At 65.6% G+C, this 22,106-nt stretch carries 22 protein-coding genes; 10 read left to right on the forward strand and 12 right to left on the reverse strand.

Translation table 11 applies throughout. The features are described 5' to 3' along the window. Positions 1–4 precede the first annotated feature (4 nt). Positions 5–1,132 carry an alpha/beta hydrolase family protein gene (locus tag ACTJI4_RS09320; RefSeq protein ID WP_440869154.1) on the forward strand — a complete coding sequence of 376 codons (1,128 nt, stop codon included), beginning with the start codon at positions 5–7 and terminating at the stop codon, positions 1,130–1,132. Here the strand turns inward: ACTJI4_RS09320 and ACTJI4_RS09325 are convergent. The 3 genes from ACTJI4_RS09325 to ACTJI4_RS09335 form a co-directional block, all read right to left on the reverse strand. Beyond that, on the reverse strand, positions 1,047–1,379 hold the full coding sequence (locus ACTJI4_RS09325; protein WP_392923879.1) for a hypothetical protein: 333 nt from the start codon (positions 1,377–1,379) through the stop codon (positions 1,047–1,049). The genes ACTJI4_RS09320 and ACTJI4_RS09325 overlap by 86 nt on opposite strands. A gap of 98 nt (positions 1,380–1,477) precedes the next feature. Further along, positions 1,478–1,645 carry a hypothetical protein gene (locus tag ACTJI4_RS09330; RefSeq protein WP_392923881.1) on the reverse strand — a complete coding sequence of 56 codons (168 nt, stop codon included), beginning with the start codon at positions 1,643–1,645 and terminating at the stop codon, positions 1,478–1,480. A gap of 31 nt (positions 1,646–1,676) precedes the next feature. Beyond that, positions 1,677–2,489: a transporter gene (locus ACTJI4_RS09335; RefSeq protein WP_440869155.1), complete on the reverse strand. Its 813-nt coding sequence runs from the start codon at positions 2,487–2,489 to the stop codon at positions 1,677–1,679. 202 nt (positions 2,490–2,691) lie between these two features. Here ACTJI4_RS09335 and ACTJI4_RS09340 point away from each other — a divergent pair, with 202 nt between their 5' ends. Next, positions 2,692–3,822: a DUF3667 domain-containing protein gene (locus ACTJI4_RS09340; protein ID WP_392923887.1), complete on the forward strand. Its 1,131-nt coding sequence runs from the start codon at positions 2,692–2,694 to the stop codon at positions 3,820–3,822. Positions 3,823–3,831: 9 nt separating this feature from the next. On the opposite strand, the gene ACTJI4_RS09345 is transcribed toward ACTJI4_RS09340, so the two are convergent. After that, positions 3,832–4,785: a LysR family transcriptional regulator gene (locus tag ACTJI4_RS09345; protein WP_440869156.1), complete on the reverse strand. Its 954-nt coding sequence runs from the start codon at positions 4,783–4,785 to the stop codon at positions 3,832–3,834. Positions 4,786–4,966: 181 nt separating this feature from the next. On the opposite strand from ACTJI4_RS09345, the gene ACTJI4_RS09350 reads away from it, so the two are divergent. The 3 genes from ACTJI4_RS09350 to ACTJI4_RS09360 are packed head-to-tail and all read left to right on the forward strand — an operon-like array spanning position 4,967 to position 8,870. Next, positions 4,967–5,695, forward strand: coding sequence for a gluconate 2-dehydrogenase subunit 3 family protein (locus ACTJI4_RS09350; RefSeq protein WP_392923892.1), 729 nt, complete (start codon positions 4,967–4,969; stop codon positions 5,693–5,695). Between the two features lie 3 nt (positions 5,696–5,698). After that, positions 5,699–7,474 (forward strand): GMC family oxidoreductase, encoded by a 1,776-nt coding sequence (locus ACTJI4_RS09355; protein ID WP_440869157.1) that lies wholly within the window; start codon positions 5,699–5,701, stop codon positions 7,472–7,474. Between the two features lie 10 nt (positions 7,475–7,484). Continuing rightward, positions 7,485–8,870, forward strand: a complete 1,386-nt coding sequence (locus tag ACTJI4_RS09360; protein ID WP_440869158.1) for a cytochrome c — start codon at positions 7,485–7,487, stop codon at positions 8,868–8,870. 32 nt (positions 8,871–8,902) lie between these two features. Here the strand turns inward: ACTJI4_RS09360 and ACTJI4_RS09365 are convergent, their stop codons facing one another. Next, positions 8,903–9,994, reverse strand: a complete 1,092-nt coding sequence (locus ACTJI4_RS09365) for an AraC family transcriptional regulator (protein ID WP_440869159.1) — start codon at positions 9,992–9,994, stop codon at positions 8,903–8,905. On the opposite strand from ACTJI4_RS09365, the gene ACTJI4_RS09370 reads away from it, so the two are divergent. The 3 genes from ACTJI4_RS09370 to ACTJI4_RS09380 all read left to right on the forward strand — a co-directional run bounded on the left by ACTJI4_RS09370 (position 9,960) and on the right by ACTJI4_RS09380 (position 14,797). Continuing rightward, on the forward strand, positions 9,960–10,865 hold the full coding sequence (locus ACTJI4_RS09370; RefSeq protein WP_440869160.1) for an SDR family NAD(P)-dependent oxidoreductase: 906 nt from the start codon (positions 9,960–9,962) through the stop codon (positions 10,863–10,865). The two genes, ACTJI4_RS09365 and ACTJI4_RS09370, sit on opposite strands and share 35 nt — an antisense overlap. Before the next feature lie 134 nt (positions 10,866–10,999). Beyond that, the gene (locus tag ACTJI4_RS09375) at positions 11,000–12,598 is read left to right on the forward strand and encodes an SDR family NAD(P)-dependent oxidoreductase (protein WP_392923904.1); all 1,599 of its coding nucleotides are present in this window, start codon (positions 11,000–11,002) and stop codon (positions 12,596–12,598) included. Positions 12,599–12,751: 153 nt separating this feature from the next. After that, positions 12,752–14,797 (forward strand): TonB-dependent receptor domain-containing protein, encoded by a 2,046-nt coding sequence (locus ACTJI4_RS09380; RefSeq protein ID WP_440869161.1) that lies wholly within the window; start codon positions 12,752–12,754, stop codon positions 14,795–14,797. 4 nt (positions 14,798–14,801) lie between these two features. Here ACTJI4_RS09380 and ACTJI4_RS09385 read toward each other — a convergent pair whose 3' ends face one another. Next, the gene (locus ACTJI4_RS09385; protein WP_440869162.1) at positions 14,802–16,847 is read right to left on the reverse strand and encodes a TonB-dependent receptor; all 2,046 of its coding nucleotides are present in this window, start codon (positions 16,845–16,847) and stop codon (positions 14,802–14,804) included. Positions 16,848–16,992: 145 nt separating this feature from the next. On the opposite strand from ACTJI4_RS09385, the gene ACTJI4_RS09390 reads away from it, so the two are divergent. Beyond that, complete coding sequence (locus tag ACTJI4_RS09390; protein ID WP_440869163.1) at positions 16,993–18,693, forward strand: sensor domain-containing diguanylate cyclase; 1,701 nt, start codon at positions 16,993–16,995, stop codon at positions 18,691–18,693. Positions 18,694–18,707: 14 nt separating this feature from the next. Here the strand turns inward: ACTJI4_RS09390 and ACTJI4_RS09395 are convergent, their stop codons facing one another. After that, the gene (locus tag ACTJI4_RS09395) at positions 18,708–19,049 is read right to left on the reverse strand and encodes a hypothetical protein (protein WP_440869164.1); all 342 of its coding nucleotides are present in this window, start codon (positions 19,047–19,049) and stop codon (positions 18,708–18,710) included. A 192-nt stretch (positions 19,050–19,241) separates the two neighbouring features. Between ACTJI4_RS09395 and ACTJI4_RS09400 the strand changes: the two genes are divergently transcribed. Next, positions 19,242–19,517, forward strand: coding sequence for a hypothetical protein (locus ACTJI4_RS09400; RefSeq protein WP_440869165.1), 276 nt, complete (start codon positions 19,242–19,244; stop codon positions 19,515–19,517). A gap of 6 nt (positions 19,518–19,523) precedes the next feature. On the opposite strand, the gene ACTJI4_RS09405 is transcribed toward ACTJI4_RS09400, so the two are convergent. The 5 genes from ACTJI4_RS09405 to ACTJI4_RS09425 form a co-directional block, all read right to left on the reverse strand. Continuing rightward, positions 19,524–20,195, reverse strand: coding sequence for a sigma-70 family RNA polymerase sigma factor (locus tag ACTJI4_RS09405; RefSeq protein WP_440869166.1), 672 nt, complete (start codon positions 20,193–20,195; stop codon positions 19,524–19,526). 1 nt (position 20,196) lies between these two features. Next, positions 20,197–20,556, reverse strand: a complete 360-nt coding sequence (locus ACTJI4_RS09410; protein WP_440869167.1) for a hypothetical protein — start codon at positions 20,554–20,556, stop codon at positions 20,197–20,199. Between the two features lie 28 nt (positions 20,557–20,584). Continuing rightward, positions 20,585–20,881 (reverse strand): hypothetical protein, encoded by a 297-nt coding sequence (locus ACTJI4_RS09415; RefSeq protein ID WP_440869168.1) that lies wholly within the window; start codon positions 20,879–20,881, stop codon positions 20,585–20,587. A gap of 91 nt (positions 20,882–20,972) precedes the next feature. After that, positions 20,973–21,530 (reverse strand): tetratricopeptide repeat protein, encoded by a 558-nt coding sequence (locus ACTJI4_RS09420; protein WP_440869169.1) that lies wholly within the window; start codon positions 21,528–21,530, stop codon positions 20,973–20,975. Positions 21,531–21,701: 171 nt separating this feature from the next. Next, on the reverse strand, positions 21,702–22,106 hold the full coding sequence (locus tag ACTJI4_RS09425) for an SMI1/KNR4 family protein (RefSeq protein WP_440869170.1): 405 nt from the start codon (positions 22,104–22,106) through the stop codon (positions 21,702–21,704).

Raw genomic sequence — 22,106 nt, forward strand, 5'->3', positions numbered from 1 at the left:
CTGGATGCGTACTGCTGCGACCGTCTCGCTGTGCCTGGGGCTGTGTACCGCCCTGCTGCTTCCGCCGGGCTGGGCCAAGGCCCCGGTGACGCCGGAAACCCACAGCGAAACGGGCACGCTGCAGGGCGCGCCCTGGCGCATCGACGTTCCGGCCCACTGGAACGGCGAACTGGTGATGTACGCCCATGGCTTCGAGCCCGTCGGCACGCCGCGTCCGGACCCGTGGCCGGGCAACGCGTGGAGCGAGGCGCTGGTCAAGGCCGGTTATGCGGTGGCGCAGAGTGGGTACGCCGACCAGGGCTGGGCCGTGCGCGGGGCCATCGATGATCTGGAGCGGCTGCGCGCGCAGTTCGTGGCCCACCATCCAGACACGAAACGCAGCTGGATCCTGGGCTTCTCGATGGGGGGCGCAGTGGCGATCGGAACGTTGGAGCGGATGCCGGAGCACTACACCGGTGGCATCTCGATGTGTGGCGCCAACCTGCCCGGCGATGTGCTGGCCGCCGAAGTGCTCACCTCGCTGGTGGCGTTCGAGTATTTCTTCCCTGGCGCAAAAGGGCTGCCGGACGGCGGGTTGGGCTCACCTGCCGCTGCGACGTTACCGCAGGGAGTGATGGTGGATGCCATCGCCGCTGCCGTGCAGTCCCGCCCGGAGGCAGCCGAAGTACTGGCGAAGCGCCTGGAGCTGAAGGTGGATGAGCTGGCTGCCACCATCAGCCTGCATGCCCTGGTGTTCCAGCAGCTGGTCAAGATCAGCGGCGGCATTCCGGTCAGCAACAAGGACACGGTGTATGCAGGCTTCGGCGACGACAAGGCATTCAACGCCGGCGTACGGCGCATTGCCGCGGATCCCGAAGCAAAGGCGACGCTGGATCGCGACCTGGCCCTGACCGGCGCGCTGCGTCGGCCGCTGCTGCTGCAGTACAACCTCAATGACCCTTCCGTGACGCCCCGCTTCGAGCCGATCTACCCGGCGCTTGCCGCCAAGGCAGGCGCGACGCCGCCGCCGAGGACGCTACCGCCCACCGGCGAAGGGCATTGCGCGTTTACGCCGGAACAGATTGTTGAAGCCGTGTCGATCCAGAGCCGGTCGTTGCCTGCGCGCCCCACTGGCGAAGCGCGGCACCCCTGAGCGACTGCTGGCCGCACCCCGAGGGGCAGCGCAGCACGCGTGCGGCCGAGGTGCTGACGAACCCATCGCCTTCCTGCGCCTTGAACACCGCCTCGCAGGACAGGCAGCGCGCCACCATCGAGTACAGGTGCACGATCCGCCCGCTGCACGGGTCCTGCAGCGCGTTCACATCCAGCAGTTCGAACTGGCAGCTGTCCGGCAGCGGGCGGCGCGGAAGCGGAAGGGGCATGGAGGTCTGCAGGTTCACGCTATCGGCGCCGTCGGGGGAATGGCAACCACTGTAGGCAGCGCGGTGTGGAGCGCGCGTGCAGCCGGCATGCAGTGCGCGCGAAAGGCGCACCCGTACTACGCCTCGCCCAACGCGACCTTGCCGGCAGACGTCAGGTCGATATCGCTGTCTTCGGCCTGTACCGCCAGACCTTCGGTGACGGCCCAGGTGGCATCGTCCGCTGACACGGGATCGGTCGCCTCGATGGCCCGCAGAATGGCTAGTTGCTTGTCGGTCAGTGGCATGGTCGGCGTTCCGTAAGGTGGTGAGCCGACTCTACTTCGGGTAGAGCAACGTGACCGTGAACCGAACCCCCCAGTCCGGCCCGCCACGCGGGCCATCCAGATAGGCGCGCACGCCGCCTTGATAGCTGATCATCTGACTACCCAGCTTGCTCACCCTGGAGTACTGGATGTTGAGCGGGGCGGTCCATTGGCTGGCCTTCCAGTCATAGGTGGACTCGATGTTGAACGCCAGGGTTCGGCCGCCGGGGAGCGCCTTGGCCAGAAACGGCTGGACAAAGGTGTTGCTGATGTCGCGCCGGCCCGATCCGGTGCCGGCAATGTCCGAGATGTGGTTCACCAGCGCGCCCACGGTCCAGCTCTTGTCCTGCTTGAGCACCACGAAGGTGGGCCCGGCACCCCAGGTGTCGGCGCCCAGGTCGTCGGTTCCGGTAGGCAGCAGCAGGGCAGGCCCGATTCCCCAGAGGATGCCAGAGGACCCGGTCTCCTTCGGCGAGAAGAAAAAGCTCTGGGTGATGTCGCCCATGCCGGCCTGATCGGTGCCTGGAACCACGTCCTTCTGGTACGCCAGCGGCAGGATGGTCCGGGAGATCACATTCCATTCTTCGGCAATGGAAAACGGCGCAACCGGCTGGATGTTGAGCGTGTGTCGGTAGCCTCCGTTGGCGTAGCCGTCATCATAGGTGTATTGAAACGGGACGCTGATCAGCGCCGCGACGGGATTGGAGAGCTTCTTCGCCAGCGCGTCGGCATCCTGCGCCTGCACCTGCTGCGAGAGCACCAGCAGGACTGAGGCAATGAGCAACGCCAAGCGCAGAGGACCGCGCCCCTGTGGTTTGGCGGACATCGGGAGAGTCACGGTAAACAACCGCCGATCCATAGTGCATCACCAACAGTGCGCGAGGGTTCGTTCGAGGATGTCCGATAGCCTCCCGATCTGCTTCCGTACTTCTACCGACCCGCGCCCAGTGATTGATGCACGCCGGCACTGGCACCCGTACCCGGCCCCCACTATCGTAGGCGCCTTCCCTGCCCGGCTCCGCGCACTGATGCACTCCGCCCTTGCCCACCCCGCCGCCTGCGAGAACTGCAGCACCCCGCTGCAGGGCGATTTCTGCCATGAATGCGGCCAGTCCGCACACAGCCCGGTGCGCAGTTTCGGCCACGCGGTGGAAGAGGTGTTCGAATCGTTCTGGCACCTGGATGGGCGCATCTTCCGCACCCTGCACCAGCTGCTTCTGCCTGGCCGGCTGGCGGCGGCCTACCTGGCCGGCCACCGCACCCGCTACATCCCGCCGATCCGGCTGTTCGTAATCCTCAGCGTGCTGACCTTCTTCGTGGCGCGGTTGGCGGTGCACGTGGATGCGGGTTCCCTGGTAAGCCAGACTCCCCGCCCGCCGGAAGTGCCGGGTGCGTTCCGTGATGCCACCACCCACGACGAGGTGCAGCAGGTGCGCCGTGCGCTGCTGGCACCGTTGCAGCAATCGCGCGACGCAATGCCCGAGTCCCTTCGCGCGCCGATCGACAGTGCCATTGCCAAGGTGGACAGGCAAGCCGCCAAGCGCGAGCGCGAACTGAAGGAGCACCCGCCGGTCGCGTCGGCCCGCAAGCCCCCCGCTGCCAAGCCGTTCACCGTGCAGGACATGGCGACACAGAAGTCAGACCCGGTAGAGATAAGTTTCCTGCCCGGGTTCGCCAACCGCTGGCTGACCGGCCAGACCGAGATCATCCGCAGCAACCTGCCCCGTATCAGCGAACGGCCGCAGCTGCTGGTCAACGCGTTCTTCGGCTCCGTGCCTTCGGCGCTGTTCGTGCTGGTGCCGTTGTTTGCGGTGCTGCTGAAGGTGTTCTACCTGGGCAGTGGCCGGCTGTACCTGGAGCACCTGGTGGTGGCGTTGTACAGCCATGCGTTCCTGTGCGTGGCGCTGCTGGGCATCCTGCTGCTGTCGATGCTGGGCGGGCAGATGGCCACCGTGCCTGGCGCGGGGGTTGTCATAGGCCTGCTGATCACGGCGCTGCTGCTGTGGATGCCGCTGTATCTCTGGTTGATGCAGCGGCGGGTGTACGCACAATCCTGGCTGGTGACCACGCTCAAGTTCGTCGCGCTGGGATGGCTGTACTTCACCGTGGTCACCACCGCGACCGTCATCCTTGCGATCGCGAGCCTGGCGCGGGTCTGAGCCCGTGGGCTATCCCGCCCGACTCTGCTGATCCATCCCGATGCCAGGTGCGGTACGGTTCGCATGCCGCCAGCCCGCCGACTGCTGCAGCTGCTGCACCATGTGGCCGAGGAACGCCCGTACCCGCGGTGCCACCTGTTTCCCGGGTGCGTAGACGGCACTCAGCGGCGAAGTCGCCAGCGCGCAGTTGGCCAGTACTTCCTTCAAGCGCCCGGCGTCAAGGTCATCGGCCACGTCCCAGATCGACTTGCGGGCGATGCCGGCGCCCTGCACCGCCAGCATGTGCGCCGCCTCGCCATCGTCGCAGAGCGTGCTGGCGTCCAGCGGGAACGCGATGGTGCCACCCGGCTGCGCGAACACCCAGTGCGACACCGGCGGGCTGCCTGAGGCGATCAGATCGTGGTCGTGGAGGTCGTCGATGCTCAGCGGCGTGCCGCGGCGGCGCAGATATTCAGGGGAGGCGCACAGGATGCGACGGTTCGGCGCCAGTTCGCGCGCCACCAGGCGGGAATCGTCCAACGCGCCATAGCGCAGCGCCAGCTCCATGCCTTCGCCGACCAGATCCACCAGCTCATCGCGCAGCGACAGGTGCACGCGCACCCCGGGATGCGCCTGCTGGAAGCTGCGCACGGCCGGCACCACGTGGCGGCGCCCGAATCCGTTGGGCGCGGTGAGCTTGAGCACGCCGGCTACCATGTCCTGGCGCTGCTCCAGCGCCGCCTCGGCCGCTTCCACCGCATCCAGCACGCGGCGGCAGTGCAGGTGGAACAGGCTGCCCTCGTCGGTAAGCGAGGCGCGCCGTGTGCTGCGGTTCAACAGCCGCACCTGCACGCGCCGCTCCAATGCGGTGAGGCGCTTGCTGACCACGGCGAGCGAAATCCCCAGGTCGCGGGCGGCGGCGGAAAGGCTGCCGCCGTGCACGATGCGGTCGAAGGTGCGCAGCTCGTTGAGGTCGTCGATCACGCCGGTGTTTCCAGTCTGGCAAGAGTTCCTTTCCCATATTGCCATTACGGAAACAGTCGCACATCCACACAATGGTCGCATTCATGCCAGCCGCAGAAGGGCCGGCCGCATTCGGCGAGCAAGCTGCCGCGACAGGACCCGCGCCATGCTCAGCCACAGCCACCCACCAGGTAGCCGCACAATGAAAGATGATGCCGACCAGAACCGGCCGACGCTGACGCGTCGCCGCTTCTTCCAGGGGCTTACCCTGCTCCCCGTAGCCGCCGCCCTCCCCGGCTGCGCACCCGGCACCCCCGCCGAACCTGGCACCCAGGCCGCCACGCCGGCCAAGGACTACACCCCCGAATTCTTCAACGCCGCCGAATGGGCGTTCATCACCGCTGCCTGCGACCGCCTGATCCCCTCCGATGAGACCGGCCCCGGCGCGGTGGAATCGGGCGTGCCCGAGTTCCTGGACCGGCACATGCAGACCCCCTACGCGGCAGGCGCCATCTGGTACATGCAGGGCCCCTTCCTGGAAGCGCCCAGCGAGTTCGGCTACCAGGGCAAGCTCGCCCTGCGTGACATCCTGAAGGTGGGCATCGATGCGTTCGATGCGCACTGCCGCAGCCAGTTCGATGGCAAGACCTTCGCCCAGCTGAGCCACGAACAGCAGGAAACCCTGCTCAAGGCAGCCGAGGGCGGCAAGCTGGAACTGGAGGCGATCTCCAGCAAGCTGTTCTTCTCCAACCTGCTGGGCGAAGTGAAGAATGGCTACTTCGCCGATCCCAAGTACGGCGCGAACAAGGATATGGCGGCCTGGAAGATGATCGGCTACCCGGGCATGCGCGCTGACTACATAGACTGGATCGGCGTGCGCAACAAGGCCTACCCCCTGCCGCCGGTAGATCTGGCCGGGCGGAGGGGCTGAGCCATGGCGATCACGAAACCGAAGGTCGATGCGGTCATCGTCGGCATGGGTTGGACCGGGGCGATCCTTGCCAAGGAACTCACCGATGCCGGCCTGCACGTGGTGGCACTGGAGCGCGGCGGCGACCGCGATACCCAGCCCGATTTCGCTTACCCGAAGGTGGTGGACGAGCTGGAAGGCTCGGTGCACCGCAAGTACCTGCAGAGCCTGAACCAGGAAACGGTGACGGTGCGCCACACCCTGGCCGATACCGCCGTGCCCTACCGGCAGATGGGCTCGTTCAAGCCCGGGACCGGCGTGGGCGGCGCGGGCAGCCACTGGTCCGGCGCGCACTTCCGGCCGCTGCCGGAAGACCTGATCCTGCGCACCAATGTGGAAGAACGCTACGGAAAGAGCTTCATCCCGGCGGACATGACCATCCAGGATTTCCCGGTCACCTATGCCGAACTCGAGCCGCATCTGGCCATGTTCGAGCTGGTGTGCGGCACCTCCGGCAAGGCGGGCGTGATCAACGGCGTGGTGCAGGAAGGCGGCAACCCGTTCGAAGGCTCACGCTCGGGCGAATATCCGCTCGGCCCAAACCCGAACTACCTGGGCGGCGAGCAGTTCTACAAGGCGGCCAAGGAAATGGGCTGGCACCCTTACCCGATTCCGGCCTCGAACGCCTCCGGCCCGTATGTGAACCCCTACGGCTGCCAGCTGGGCCCGTGCAACGCGTGCGGCTTCTGCAGCGACTACGGCTGCCTCAACTATTCCAAGGCCAGCCCGAACGCCTGCATCCTGCCGGTGCTGCGCCAGCGCCCGAAATTCGAGCTGCGCACGCATTCGCAGGTGCTGCGGGTGAACCTGGACAGCACCAAAGCCAAGGCCACCGGCGTGACCTACCTGGATGCGCAGGGCCGTGAAGTGGACCAGCCGGCCGACATGGTGCTGCTGTGCGCGTTCCAGCTCTACAACGTGCACCTGATGCTGGTCTCCGGCATCGGTGAAGCCTACGACCCGCAGACCAACACCGGCACCGTGGGACGCAACTACTCCTACCAGAACCTCAACCGGGTGGTGCTGTTCTTCGACAAGGACGTGCAGGCGAACGGTTTCATCGGCATCGGTGGTGCCGGCACCACCATGGACGACCTCAACGGCAACCAGCTGGACAACGCCAAGGCCGGCTTTGTCGGTGGCGGCCTGGTCTGGGCGCGCCAGCCCGGCGCCGGCCCGGTGCGCGGCATCAACGTGCCCTCCGGCACGCCGAACTGGGGCGCGGCGTGGAAGAAGGCAGCGGCCGACAACTTCCGCCACAACTTCTATTACGAGGTGCAGGGTGCGTGCATGTCCTACCGGCAGCACTACCTGAGCCTGGACCCGAACTACAAGGACTCCTTCGGCCGCCCGCTGCTGCGCATGACCTTCGATTGGCATCCGAACGAGATCAAGGCTTCCCAGTTCTTCGTGGACCAGGCCATGCAGATGAGCCGCACGCTCAATCCGCTGTCGATGAGTGGAGATGCCAAGAAGAACGGCGAGCACTACAACATCACCAAGTACCAGAGCACGCACACCTGCGGCGGCGCGATCATGGGCGCAGACCCGAAGACCTCGGCGTTGAACCGCTACCTGCAGAGCTGGGACGTGCCGAACGTGTTCGTGATCGGCGCCAATGCGTTCCCGCAGAACAACGGCTACAACCCCACTGGGCTGGTCGGCGGGCTGGCCTACTGGGCAGCAAAGGCGATCCGCGAGAAGTACCTGCCCGATCCGGGCCCACTGGTCCAGGCTTGAGGAGGCGCGCATGAAGAAGCTTCTTCTCTGGATCGTGGTGATCGGCCTGGTGGTGCTGCTGGCCGCGCTGGCCTATGCGTTCATTCCCACCAAGACCCGCGTCCTGGCCGATGGCCCCACCGCCGACGCGGCGCTGATCGAGCGCGGGCGCTACCTGGCTGCGGCCGGCGACTGCACCGCCTGCCACACCAGGCCGGGCGGCAAGCCGTTTGCCGGCGGGCTGCCGGTGGCCTCGCCGCTGGGCAACATCTACAGCACCAACATCACCCCGGACAACGAAACCGGCATCGGCGCGTATTCGCTGGACGACTTCGACCGCGCGGTGCGGCACGGCATCGCCCCCGACGGCCGCACGCTGTACCCGGCCATGCCGTATCCCTCCTACGCGCGCATCACCGACGATGATGTGCGGGCGCTGCACGCGTACTTCCTGCACGGCGATATCGCGCCGGTGCATCAGGAAAACCGGGGCGTGGACATCACTTGGCCGCTGTCGATGCGCTGGCCGCTCGCGATCTGGCGCAAGACCTTCGCGCCGGACGCGGAAGCGGTGGCATTCGATCCTAGCCACTACAACAATCCCCAGCTGGCCCGCGGCGCTTACCTGGTACAGGGCCTGGGCCACTGCGGCAGCTGCCACACGCCGCGCGGCTTCGCGCTGCAGGAAAAAGCACTGGACGAATCCGGGGCTGCCTATCTGTCGGGCGGCCAGGTGATCGATGGCTGGAACGCGGTGAACCTGCGCGGCAACGCGGCCGATGGCCTGGGCCGCTGGTCCGAGCAGGACATCGTGGACACCCTGCGTACCGCCCGCAACGCGCACAGCGCGGTGGTGGGCACGCCGATGGCCGACGTGGTCCGGCACAGCACGCAGAAGCTCACCGACGACGACCTGAAGGCGATCGCGGTCTACCTCAAGCAGCTGCCGGCCAGTGCGCAGGATCCTTCTGCGTACACCGCCAGCGATGCCACCGCGCGCAAGCTGCAGACCGGCATCAACGACAGCCGCGGTGCCGAGCTGTTCGTCGACAACTGCGCCGCGTGCCACCGCACCGATGCCAAGGGCTACGCCAATGTGTTCCCGGCCATCGCCGGCAACCCGACCGTGCTGGCCGACGACCCGACCTCGGTGATCCGCCTGTTGCTGGCCGGCAGCGAGCTGCCCTCCACCGCCCTGCGCCCCTCCAACCTGGGCATGCCCGGGTTCGCCGAGCGCCTGTCGGATACCGAGATCGCGCAGCTGGCGACCTTCATCCGCCAGGACTTCGGCAACAATGCGGGCAAGGTGACCGCCGACCAGGCCAGAAAGGTCCGCCAGCACCTGCAGGACGAGGCCAAGGCGGCCAAGGCCGCGCATGATCCGACGACCGCGCGGGACAGCGAAGACGCAGAATAAAAACAGGCTGGCGCGCGACACGCGCGCCAGCATCAGCTGCGGCGGTACTGGCCAGGCGACATGCCGTACACGCGGCGGAAGGCCGCGCCGAACGCCGCGTCGGAAAGAAATCCAAGCGACGCGGCAATCCGTGACACGCTGCTGACCGTGTTCTTCAATCGCAACGCCGCGACCCGCATCCGCCACCGGGCAGCATAGGCTACCGGGGCCTGCCCCACCGCCTGCCTGAAGCGCAACGCGAATGCCGAGCGGGACATCCCGGCGATCGCGGCCAACGCCTGGAGCGTCCACGGCTGTTCGGGCGCCGCATGGATGCTGCGCAGCGCCGCCGCGATGGGCGGATCCTTGAGACCACCCAGCCACCCCAGCGCATCCACATCGGCCGTATCGATATGCTGCCGCAGCGCATGCACGAACATCAGACGCAGCAGGTCATTGCAGACCACACGGGCACCTGCGTGCCCGGCCCGCCATTCGCGATCCAGCGCATCAAGCAGCCAGGCGATGGGCGATGCCCCGCACGGCTGCGCGCGGATGACAATGGCGCCGGGAAGCAGTTCCAGCAGTTCGGACGCAGCCGGTCCCTGCAGGGTGACGCTGCCGCCGAGCAGCGCAACATCCTCACCACTGCCGTACCGCGCAGCGTCGGGAGAACCGGAAAATACCTGCGCGGCGTCGATGGCTGGCACGGCCGGATCGCTCGCCAACACGAACGGTGTTGCCTTGACCACAAAACAATCGCCCGCCTGCAGCGCCACTGAAGGCATGCCTTCCACCCGTAACCAGCAGCTGCCACGTCGAACGACGTTGAACTTCAGTGCAATGGGCCGGAAGCGCAGCGCCCAATCGCCCCCTGCTGACAGCCGCACCGAACATGCGGCGCTCAGGCCGGAAAGGCTGAGCACATCGGACAGGGGATCGGCGGGCAGGTCCTGGATGATCACGACAGAAATATAGACGCCAGCAGCTGGTTCGTCCATTTGAGACAGGGAAAATAGACGCACATCCCCGCTACAGGCCCGCCCCATGCTCACCCCCCAGCAGCCCCTTGGAAGTCCCTTTGGCCCCGCCAGCACTGCCGCCGACGTCATGGATGGTATCGACCTGACCGGCAAGCGCGCCATCGTAACCGGCGGCTACTCCGGTCTTGGCCGGGTCACGGTCAGCCACCTGGTCCAGGCCGGTGCCGAGGTGATCGTGCCGGCACGCGACGTGACCCGCGCCCGTTCGGCGCTGGCGGGCCTGTCCGGGGTCGAGATCATGCCGATGGACCTGTTCACGGCGGCTTCGGTCGACGCCTTCGGCGCTGCGATCGTCCGTCGTGGGGTTCCGGTGCACCTGCTCATCAACAGCGCCGGGATCATGGCCACGCCGCTGTCGCGCGATGCCGACGGGCACGAGGCTCAGTTTGCGACCAATCACCTCGGTCATTACCGCCTTGCGTGCGGACTCTGGCCGGCGCTGCGGGCCGCAGAAGGCTGCAGGGTCGTAGCGGTCTCCTCGCGGGGCCATCAGCTCGCAGGGGTGGACCTGGATGACATCGATTTCGACCGGCGCCCGTACGACAAATGGGTGGCGTACGGCCAAAGCAAGACCGCCAATGCGCTGTTCGCACGCGCGTTGGATGCACGCGGCCGCGATCACGGCATTCGTGCCTTCTCGCTGCATCCTGGCCAGATCCTTACCGACCTGGCGCGCCATCTCAGCGAAGAAGAGCTCTCTGCGTTCGATGCGCTGGATGCACAGGGAAACCCCAAGGTCGACCCTGAGAAGGGCATGAAAACCGTCGAACAGGGCGCGGCCACCACCCTCTGGTGCGCAACCAGCCCACTGCTTGCCGGCCACGGCGGGGTGTATTGCGAGGATTCCGATGTCGCTCCACTCAACGATGGGGCCATGGGCCGCAAGGGCGTGGCAGCCTGGGCGGCGGACGATGCCATTGCCGAACAACTGTGGGTGTTGTCGGCGCAATGGACCGGGCACGACGTCAGCTGAGCGTGCACACGGCGGCGCCTCGTTCAGCGTTCCCCAGCATGAAAGCCCCAGATCGGGGAGAATAGCGGCCCGCTGAACCTGCGGCCCGGGCGCAATACCCCGGCCGCCATCCTGCCGTCATCTCCGGATCCAACGTGAACGCTATCGCCTCCCCTCCCGCCGACGCCCTGCCCCAGGACGAGCTGCCCCTGACCGACCGCCTGCGCGCTGCGCTGGACCTGCTGGAGGCGATCGAGGCCGACCGCGCCGTGCTGGACACGCTGCCGGAAGATGACCGCGTGCGTTTCCACCAGGTCGTGGCCAAGGTCTACCACCCCGAGCCCAAAGCGCGCCGGGCGATGCTCAAGCAGCAGGCCAAGGCCCGCCACCAGGAAAAGGTGCGCAAGGCCGAAGCGCTGCTGGAACAGACCGGCATACGCGCGCTGCGCCGCAAGCCGGTGTTCAGTACGCCGAACTACTTCCCGCCGCACAAGGCCGGCCTGCACGATCCGCACAACGGTGAAAACGCCGACGCCACGCCGGAGCCGGTGCATTCGCCGGAACTGCGCCACTGCTATGTGTGCAAGCAGAAGTTCACCCAACTGCACCATTTCTACGACCAGATGTGCCCGGCCTGTGCCGAGCTGAACTTCATCAAGCGCACCGAAACCGCCGACCTGCGCGGCCGCGTGGCGCTGCTCACCGGCGGCCGGGTCAAGATCGGCTACCAGGCGGGCCTGAAGCTGCTGCGCGCCGGTGCCGAGCTGATCGTTACCACGCGCTTCCCGCGCGATTCGGCCGCACGCTATGCCGAAGAGCCGGACTTCGCCGAATGGGGCCACCGTCTGCAGGTGTACGGCCTGGACCTGCGCCACACGCCCAGCGTGGAAGCGTTCTGCAACGAGCTGCTGGCCACGCGCACGCGCCTGGACTTCATCATCAACAACGCCTGCCAGACCGTGCGCCGCCCGCCGCAGTTCTACGCGCACATGATGGCCGGCGAAACCGCCGCCCTGCACGACCTGCCGGACACCATCCGCAAGCTGGTGGGGCAGTACGAAGGGCTGCGCAGCCCGGAGATGCTGGGCCTGGGCTCGGATGCCAACGTGCCCTCGCTGCAGGAGCAGGCGCTGGTGGGGGCCGATGGCCTGACCCGCGCGGCCGAGCTTTCGCAGGTGCCGTTGCTGGCCGATGAACTGCTGGGCCAGCAGCACCTGTTCCCCGAAGGTCGGCTGGACCAGGACCTGCAGCAGGTGGACCTGCGCGGGCGCAATTCGTGGCGCCTGCTGATGGCCGAAGTGCCGTCGGTAGAACTGCTGGAAACCCAGCTGGTCAACGCCATCGCACCATTCATCATCAATGCGCGCCTGAAGCCGCTGATGCTGCGTTCGCCCGAGCGCGACAAGCACATCGTCAACGTGTCGGCGATGGAGGGGCAGTTCTACCGCAACTTCAAGACCACCCGCCACCCGCACACCAACATGGCCAAGGCCGCGTTGAACATGATGACGCGCACCTCGGCGGCCGATTACCAGAACGATGGCATCCACATGAACTCCGTGGATACCGGCTGGGTCACCGATGAGGATCCGGCAGAGATCGCCGCGCGCAAGGTGGAGGAAGAACGCTTCCACCCGCCGCTGGACATCGTTGATGGTGCCGCGCGCATCGTCGACCCGATCATCCACGGCTTCAACACGGGCGAGCACGTGTGGGGCCAGTTCCTGAAGGATTACGCGCCCACCGACTGGTGAGGCGCGCGACGGCGCCAGCAGGATGCTGGCGCCTTCATGTCGCAATGTATCTGATGCGAATGATTCGTGATACGATTGTTAAAGTTGTCTGAAACAACGCACACGGACGTCCCAGCCATCGCCAGCGGACCCTCTTGCTCAGGAGTTTGCTCGATGCACGTTTCCTCCCGTTCCGCCCATGTCTCCGCCGTTCTGGCCGCCGCCATCACCCTCGCCCTCTCCGCCCAGGCCCATGCAGCCGCCGATGCTGCGGGCGATGCCAAAAACATCGACACCGTGGTGGTTACCGCCACCGGTGCCCAGCAGTGGATCAAGGACGCCCCCGCCAGCATCAGCGTGATCACCCGCCAGGAAATCGAGCGCAAGCCGGTGACCAGCATCGGCCAACTGCTCAGCACCGTGCCGGGCGTGACCGGTGGCTACGCGCTGTCCGGTGCGCAGTCCAAGATCCGCCTGCGCGGCCTGCCCGAGCAGTACACGCTGATCCTCATCGACGGCCGCCGCCAGGGCAATTCGTCCGGCGTGAACTACCGCGATGACCTGGGTCCGCAGGATCTGAACTGGCTGTCGCCGGACATGATCGAACGCATCGAAGTGGTGCGTGGCCCGATGTCGTCGCTGTACGGCTCCGATGCCATGGGCGGGGTGATCAACATCATCACCCGCAAGATCGCCCCGGAATGGGGTGGCTCGGTCACCTTCAACTACAGCAAACCGGATTCCTCCACGCGCGGCAACACCACCCAGATGGGCGCGCTGTTCAGCGGCCCGCTCACGGAAAACCTGGGCCTGCGCATCGGCGCCAACGTGACCGATCGCGAATCCGATCGTGGTCGTGGTCAGACCCCGGGCACCAAGGCGGAAAATGCCAACGCGCTGCTCAACTGGGCGATCAACGGCGACCACACCGTGGGCTTCGAAGCCACCCATGGCGTGCAGCGCAACCGCGGTGGCGGCGATGTCGGCGCATGGGGCCTGTCCAAGCTGGTGCACACCGGCTATGTGGTGACCCATGACGGTCGCTATGGTGATGCCAGCACTTTTAAGTCCACGCTGACCCAGAACGATTACGAGGACAAGGGCAGCCAGGTGGGCAACCACTCCAAGGAGACGGTGTTCGATACCGCCTTCGCCACCGGTTTCCACCTGGGCGTCGAGCACCGCTTGAACGTTGGCGGGCAGTGGAAGCGCGAGGAGCTGCAGAACACCGACACCATCGGCACCGTGCCGGTGACCTGGAGCGGCAGCGGCCGGATCAGCCCGACCAACGAGGCCGATTCGTGGGCGCTGTTCGCCGAAGATCACATCACCCTGCATGAGCGCTTCACCCTGACCCTGGGCCTGCGCTGGGACAACACCGAAAACTACGACGACAACCTCAGCCCGCGCATCTACGGCGTGTGGCACCCGTCCGATGACTGGACCGTGCGCGGCGGCGTATCGCAGGGCTTCCGCGCCCCGAACTTGAAGCAGGGCAGCGCCGGCGCGGCCACCCAGTCCGGCGGCAACGGCTGCCGCAGCCTGACCGTGGAAGGCTGGACCAACCGGTCGGTCAGCGCCGATGGCACCACCGGCTGCTACATGGCCGGCAACCCGAACCTGGAACCGGAAACCAGCACCAACTACGAGCTGGGCGTCGGCTTCGATCGCGGCGGCTGGTCGGCCTCGGCCACCTACTTCCTCACCGACTTCGACGACAAGATCGAACAGGTGCCGCTGCGCGAGATTCCCGGCTACGACTCCAGCTTCGTCAACGGTTTCTGGTGGACGGTGGCGCAGAACATCCAGAAGGCGCGCACCCGGGGCGTGGAAGCCAGCGTCACCGTGCCCCTGCACGAGCGCCTGAGCTGGACCACCAACGCCACCCGCATGCTGGAATCGAAGAACCGCACCACCGGCGCGAACCTGCTGGTGGTGCCGAAGATCACCGCCAACACCTCGCTGGACTGGCAGGTCACCGAGGCGTGGTCCTTGAACCTGAGCGCGCAGCACATCGGCGAGCAGCTGGTCTCCAGCACCAGCGCGACGTTCGCCAAGGCCTACACCACGTGGGACCTGGTGACCGGGTTCAACGTCAACGAAAACCTGACCCTGCGCGCAGGCGTGCTGAACGGAGGCGACGTCTCCACCATCGACGAAGGCAACAACTACGACGGTGGTGCGCGCACCTTCTTCGTGGGCGCTACTGCGCGGTTCTGATCGGTCAGAGCTTCATGTTGAAGGCGAGATGGAGCGAGCGCCCCGCAGCCGGTGAGAACATCGGCTGCGGCTGCTCCCAGAAGAAGCTGTCGTACCACGCATAAGCGTACTGGCGGTCCGTGGCGTTCTTCATCTGCACATCGACGCTCCAACGGGGCGTGATGTCATAGCGGGCGCTGAGGTCCAGCACCGCGAAGCCACCGTACTTGCCGGCCACGTTGCGCTCTTCCAGGTAGTAATCGCCCTGCGCCCTGCCCTGCAGGCCGATCTGCAGGGTATCAGTAGCCTGGTAATCCACGCCGATGTTGCTGATGTAACGCGGGGTGGCGGCGACTTCACGCCCCTCCAGCGACAGGCTGGCATCGCGACCATCTCGCTCGATCCTGGCCTCCTGGTACGCGTGGGAGGCCCATACCGTCCACTTCTCCCCCACCTGCGCGCTGATCTGCGCATCCACGCCACGCCGGCGGGTCTTGCCCAGGGTCACGGTGGTACCGGTGGCGGGCATGTTGGACACTTCGTTGGCCGCATCCTGCTGCCATACCGCGATACGCGCCTGGCTGCCGGCAAACGGGCTGAACTTCATGCCCAGCTCCATGCCGGTATTGGTGGAGGGGTTCATGGCGCCCTGCCCCGGCGTGAGGTAGGCCGGCGCAGTGGAGCCGGTCAGCACCTGGAACGTGCGGCCCCAGTTGGCATAGACGTTGGTGCTGTCGGTGAAGGCATAGACCACGCTCAGCTTGGGCTGCTCGATGGTGCCGTAGCGCTGCAGCGGGCCGGTGATGCCGCCCGGCAGGCGGGTATCGCCATCGAAACGGTCCACCCGGTACGCCGGCACGATCTTCAGCGCGTCGATGGGCTGGTAGATCGCCTGCACATACGCGCCGTAATTGTCGAAGGTGTGGCGGTCGTTGTTCTGCACGCGTGCCGGGGTAGCGCTGAAGTCGGTGGGCTCGGCGTAGCTGAAACGCTCGCGGATGTAGCCGTTGTCCTGGTGCTCGACGTTCACCCCGCCTTCCAGCGTCAGCGTGGCGCCGGGCTGCCAGGTCAGCGTGGTGAGCATGCCGGTCTGCGTTTCGTCCCACACGCGGCGCTGGCGCGGCGCATTGCCGGTGGGCAGGTCACTGAAGGTCACCCGGCGGTCGTCTTCGTAGCGGTTGTAGTACAGCTTGCTGCCCAGGAACAGGGTGTCGGCCAGCTTCAGGTCCATGTGCACGCCGATCTGGCGCATGTCACGGTCGTCGCCGTCGTTGGCGTTTCGCAGCTGAGAGCCGCGGCGGTCGGTACGCAGCTCTTCGGCCGTCATGAAACCCGGCTCATCGGCTTCGTGGTGGTAGGCACGTGCAGTGAGACCGATGCGTATGCCGTCGTCCAGACTCCCGTAGAACCACTTGCCGCCGATGGCGTACTTGCGTGAGCTGTCATGGTCACGATACCCCTCCGAGGCCTGGGTGCCGATGAAGTAGTTCTGCGCGAAGCCGTTGTTCTCCCGGCCGATGGCCAGCTGCGCATCACGCGTGTTGTAACTGCCGTAGCCGAACCGGCCGTCGGTGTAGGTGCCGCCCTGGCGCGTGCCGAAGTTCACGTTGCCGCCGATGTTGTGCAGGCCGTAACGCGGATCGTTGGTGCCACGCACCACCTCGATGAAGCTGATTTCCAGCGGAAACAGCATGTCGATGAAGCGCTGGTTGCCGCTGTTGACGTTGCTGGGCACGCCATCGATCAGCGTCTTGATCGCATTGAGATAGCCCTCGCCATTGAAGGCGCGGAAGCTGACCTTGCCCGATTCGGCGCCCTGGCGGGTTTCGGTGAGCTGGATGCCGGGCATCTGGCCGAGCAGTTCCCAGCTGTGCGAGACGTTCTTGTCCTCGATCTGGTCGGCGCCAAGCACGTCCACCGAGGTCAGCACCTGATGGGCGGTCAGCTGGCCTTCGGTGTGCTGGTGTGCGTCTACCCGGCCCAGCGTGAGCGCAGCGTCGGACGATTGGGCGCGGGAGTCGGGAGCGAGCAGAACGGCGGCGAGGGCCGCAACGAGGGCGTGGATCTTCATGTCAGAGCGCTGGAAGTAATGTGACACTATAACATTACGTTACTCAGACGTAACACCGGATTTCACCGGCCACTGCCCGGCGGCTCTCTACGATGGGTCCAGACGCGACGGAGGGTCGCGTCGAAATACGCTGTGGAGCCACCGGATGACCGAAAGTGCACGCCAGGCAGCATTGGATTCCCTGCGGATCCTGGATTCGGACCCCGAACCGTTCTTCGATGCGTTGACCCGCGCCGCACATGCCCTGACCGGCATGCCGGTCGCGATGATTTCCCTGATCGATGGCGAACGACAGTGGTTCAAGGCCCAGGTGGGCCTGGATGTGGCCACCGAGACTGCGCGCGACATCTCGTTCTGCACCTGGGCGATCCAATCCGACATGGTGCTGGAAGTGGAGGACGCGCGGGACGACCCACGGTTTGCCGACAACCCGATCGTAGTGGGCCCGCCGTACGTGCGGCATTACCTGGGCGCGCCGATCCGGCTGGAGGGCGGCAGCCGGATCGGCACGCTGTGCCTGCTCAACCCGGAGCCCGGGCGCGCGAGCCTGGGGCAGCGCGAAGCACTGGCATGGCTTGCGCGGGTAGCGGCCATCGGCATGGAGCAGCGCGCCAGCCTGCTCAACCGTATTGCCGAGAGCAACCGGCTGCACCACCAGCTGCAACGCAGCCAGCGCTTCCTGGAGCGCACCAATACCCTGGCCAAAGTCGGCGGCTGGGAGCTGGCGCTCGACACCCGCATACTGGACTGGACCCGGGAAACCCGTTTGATCCATGGCGTGGCCGAGGAGTTCGATCCGAGCCTTGACGCCGCATGGGCGTTCTACCCTGACGCAAGCCGGGCCCTGCTGCAGGATGCCATTGCGTCCTGCGCCGCCGATGGGACCCCCATCGACCTCACGGTAAAGGCAACCAAGGCCGGCGGCGAACGCAGTTGGGTCCACATCGTAGGGCAACGCGTGGATGACGCGACCGGTACCCGGCTGATCGGTGCCATCCAGGACGTGACCGAACAACGCACGGCCAGCGACGCGTTGGCGCACAGCGAGGCACGCTACCGCCGGCTGTTCCAGCACAGCCTGGGACTGATCTGCACTCATACCCTGGACGGGGTGATCACCTCGGTCAATCCTGCCGCGTCGTTGTCGCTGGGACGACCGGAGGCCGAACTGCTGGGGCGTTCGCTGGGCGAGATCATCCCCGTCGAGAAGCAGCCGCACCTGCAGCACTACCTGCAGCGGGTCGTGGAGAACCAGAGCGATTCGGGGCTGATGGAGCTGGTGGCCGAGGACGGCTCGAAGCGCTATTGGGCCTACCACAACGTGCTGGATACCGAGGCCGACCCACCCTACGTGCTGGGCCACGCACAGGACATCACCACCCAGCACCTGCAGGAGCGGCAGCTGCTCGAGCTGGCCATCCGCGACCCGTTGACCCGCGCCTTCAATCGCCGGTATCTGAGCGAGCTGGCCGGGAATCAGCTGGATGCGTGGGGCTGCCTGGTGTTCGACCTGGATCACTTCAAGGAAATCAATGACACCCAGGGGCACGCCCACGGCGACGCCGTGCTGGTGGAGTTTGTGGCGTTCCTGTCAGCCCCGCTTGATGAAGGCGAAGTGGTGGTACGTCTGGGCGGCGACGAGTTCCTGGTCTTCGTCCCCGGCGCAACGCTGGGAAGATTGCAGGCACTGGAGGCCGGGTACCAGCAGCGCGCCCACCTCGCGCCGATCCGCTTCTCAGGCGGCTGCGCGATCAACCGGGCGTCGGAAGCCGTCGCCGATACCATCAACCGCGCGGACATGAAGCTGTATGAGCGCCGGCGCAGGGAAAGGCGTGCCGGTGGCTGACAACGCCCCCACCTTCAGGCATGCACCGTCTGCCTGCCACCGTGCTGGACCGCAGCGGGAACGCACGGGCCCTGCACTGCGCGCCCCTGCACCACCGCCAGCACCCGGCTGACCCGCTGCACGGCGCCCCGCAGCTCCGGCTCAAGGCCGATGATGTACACAAATCGCCCATCGAACCGTGCGCTGGCGTCTTCCAATCCTTCGCCCTGCAACAGTGCCTTGTCGAGCGCATGGGCCCAGGCGCGCGACGGCGCAGCGTCCAGCTCGATCACCACCGCCATTTCGCCCAGATCCAGCGACATGGTTTCGATCCGCAGTACCTGCGGCGCCTTGAAACTAGTATGTGATGCGCTCATGACCCGTCTCCCGCTGGACACGCTGGAAGTATCCTCAGCCGGTGCCAAGGCGGCGTCAAGACAGCCATCCGACCACGACGCCTTAACCCGCGCTCCTTATGCTGACAGCCGGCCTTGGGCACAGCGCCCGGGCTGACCCTCGTTCCGTCCGGATCGCTTGACCGAAGCACTGGGCACTGCAAAGGAGTCGCAATGAAGAAGCTGCACGCTGCCGTCCTCGCCGGATGCCTGTTGGGCATGAGTTCCCTCGCTTTCGCGGAAGTCGCCAACCTGACCAACAGCGCCGAGGGTGCGAATCGCGACGCGGGCATCGCCGCGGTCAAGAAGAAGCTGCAGGATGCCTGCACCGAGCGCAAGGGCACGCCGGATGTGGCTTCCTTCGAGGTGGTGTTCGAGAAGACCAGCGAGAACCCGAACGTACCCAAGCCATACTATGTGGACGGCAGGATGAAGTGCGATCTGCCGTAAGCAGGTTCAGCGCTGCGCCAACGCCACCTTCAACCCCTCCAGCGCCGCCCGGTGCAGCTGTGCGATGCGCCCCTTGCTCAGGCCCCACTCCCTCGCAAGATCAATGAAGGGCGTGAATTCGAAGTAGTGCCTGACCACGATGATTCTGTGCCGGGGCGGCAGCTGGTTCAGGGCGCGGGCAAGACGCGTGGCGATCTCGCGGTCTTCGGTATAGCGCAGCCCATCCTGAGGGTCGGCCGCCAATGCGGTTGCAGCATCGTCCAGCAGGTAGCCAATGCCAAGGCCCACAATGGAGCCCACCAGCACATCGAACGGATCGTACTCCTGGGCCTGCAGCGTTTCCAGTCGTTCCTGGTAGCGCTCGCTGGCCTGGCCGCCCAGGATGGCCCGCAACCCATTGAACACAGAGCCGCGCACCCGCGCCATGGCATAGGCCTGGAACGCGATGCCACGGCCGGCGTCATAGCGGTCGATGGCCTCCAGCAACCCCATGTTGGCGTTCTGGACGAAGTCGTCGCGGTCAGCCGCGAGGCGTGGGAAGCGACGGTGCACCCGCCGCGCTACCGCCGACGCCCAAGGTGTGTAGCGCACGTACAGGGCCTCGCGCGCCGATGGCGCGCGATGCTGTCGAAGTTGCTGCCATAGCGAATCCTCACCTTCCCTGGTGTCGGCATCCATGTCAGTTCCAGTAACTTCCCAGCAGCGCCTTGGACAGCAGCACCCAACCGTCGATGAGGATGAACAGCAATATCTTCAGCGGCAGGCTGATCGTCGTGGGTGGCAGCATGGTCATGCCCAGCGCCATCAATGCCGCCACCACCACGGTCACCAGGTGCCCGAAGCGGATCTCTTCCATGGTCTTGGGCTGCGGCGCCTTGGCCATCTCGATCACCGCGCGCAGGTCCGATTCGCGGGTCTGCGACACCATGAACTCGCGCAGCGGCTTGGTGCCCAGCTCGATCGCCTGCTGGGCGGTGATCTGCTCGCTCATGTACGGCGCGATCGCATCGTGGTTCATGCGGTCCAGCACCGGCGACATGGCACGTCAAGGCAGTTTCAAAATATCGTTATTCCGTCACAGATTTAATCAACGAGCTGAACGAGTCGCGATGAATCTCATTGGCTTCGAGACTTTCTACCAAGCTGTCCAGCATGGGTTGCCACTGGCTGTACTCACGTAGTTCTGCGCCGAGTTCAGCCAGCAACACGGCACGGATCACCCGCCGGCGTGCGGAGCGCATAGCCACGGGGTCATCGACATCCACCCCGCGCAGCATGGCCGCGACCTCGGTACGCAGGTTTCCGGTCGGTCGCGGGGGTGCCTGGGTGGCCGGCTTGCTGCCGGCGTTCACCTGGGTGCGCAAGCCGCGTTGCGTGAGCTCGGCCCGCGCGGCGCGATCAGGGGTGATGAGCTGTGGGCGCGGTCGATCGGCACGGGAAACTCAATATCAAGGGCTAGTTGGTTCGACCATAGCCGGTCAGGAACATCGCTGCCGGGGTTTCGTTGATCGCGACAACGTCACTGGCTACCTGCGAAGTGACACCGCCCAATTGTTCCCTGAGCCGGCGCATGTCGATGGTGAGCGCTGGAATCGACTGGGGCAGCTCCAGCCCTCTGTCCAGTTCACGCAGGCTGTCCTGAATGCGATCCTGCCCTGCCGCACTCAGAGCGCGGGCGTAGGCTCCCAGGTCATCGACCTGCTCCAGGATCGGCGCAAGCATGTCAGCCGCCTCTTCGTTACGCCCTTGACCCATAAGCAACTGGCCGTATTGGAAGCGTGCAATGGGTAGGCTTGATGCACCCACGACCACCTTCTTGAACCCGTGTTCTGCACGGTCGACCATGCCTAGCTGGGCATATTGGGCAGCGAGTAGGTAGATGGCGTAGACATGCGCCGGATCCCGTTCAATCACCGTCTTCAGCAGCACCATGGCGTCTGGCGTTCTGTCCCTGCTAACCGCATCAATGGACAATCGAAGCAGCTCGTCTATATCAAGCTTGTCAAAATCCATAATGGTATCGCTCCAGTTCAAAATCATCGGGCAAGCATTGAACGTGCAGATGGGATGCCCAATGCTCAATTCATCCTTCAGTCTTCCCCACCAATAGTGAGGAGCGAATTCAGTCGCTGACAATCAGTCCGAGCCGAGCCTCGATGAACGAGACCCGACCGACACTTGAACTTACTGCCACGACGCAATCTCACTAAATTTCTGCGCGATGAATGTCGCGAAGTCAGGCGCTACCTCGACTGCTGTCGGATCTTCCGTGTCAACTTCAACAACCCGCCAGGTCTGGGCATCGAAGCCAGCCGCGAAGCCACAGAGATCATCTCCGAACAGCAGTACGCTTCCAACCAGCTTGCGCTCGCCGTAGATCTCTTCAGCCGGAATCAGCCCTGTATAGATCATATAGTTTTGGCTTCCAACCTCGCCGGCACCGATGCGCAAAAGGAACTCAACATAGTCTTCTGGCAACCCGGGATACTGTTCCCGCAACGACGCTGCCTTCTCGTTCGAAACGGAGACAAGCTTCTTCAACAAAGCGTCTATGCCTTGAATATCGTTCAATCGCCCGTAATCAGTCAT

The organism is Stenotrophomonas sp. 22385 (assembly GCF_052045085.1).
GTDB lineage: Bacteria > Pseudomonadota > Gammaproteobacteria > Xanthomonadales > Xanthomonadaceae > Stenotrophomonas.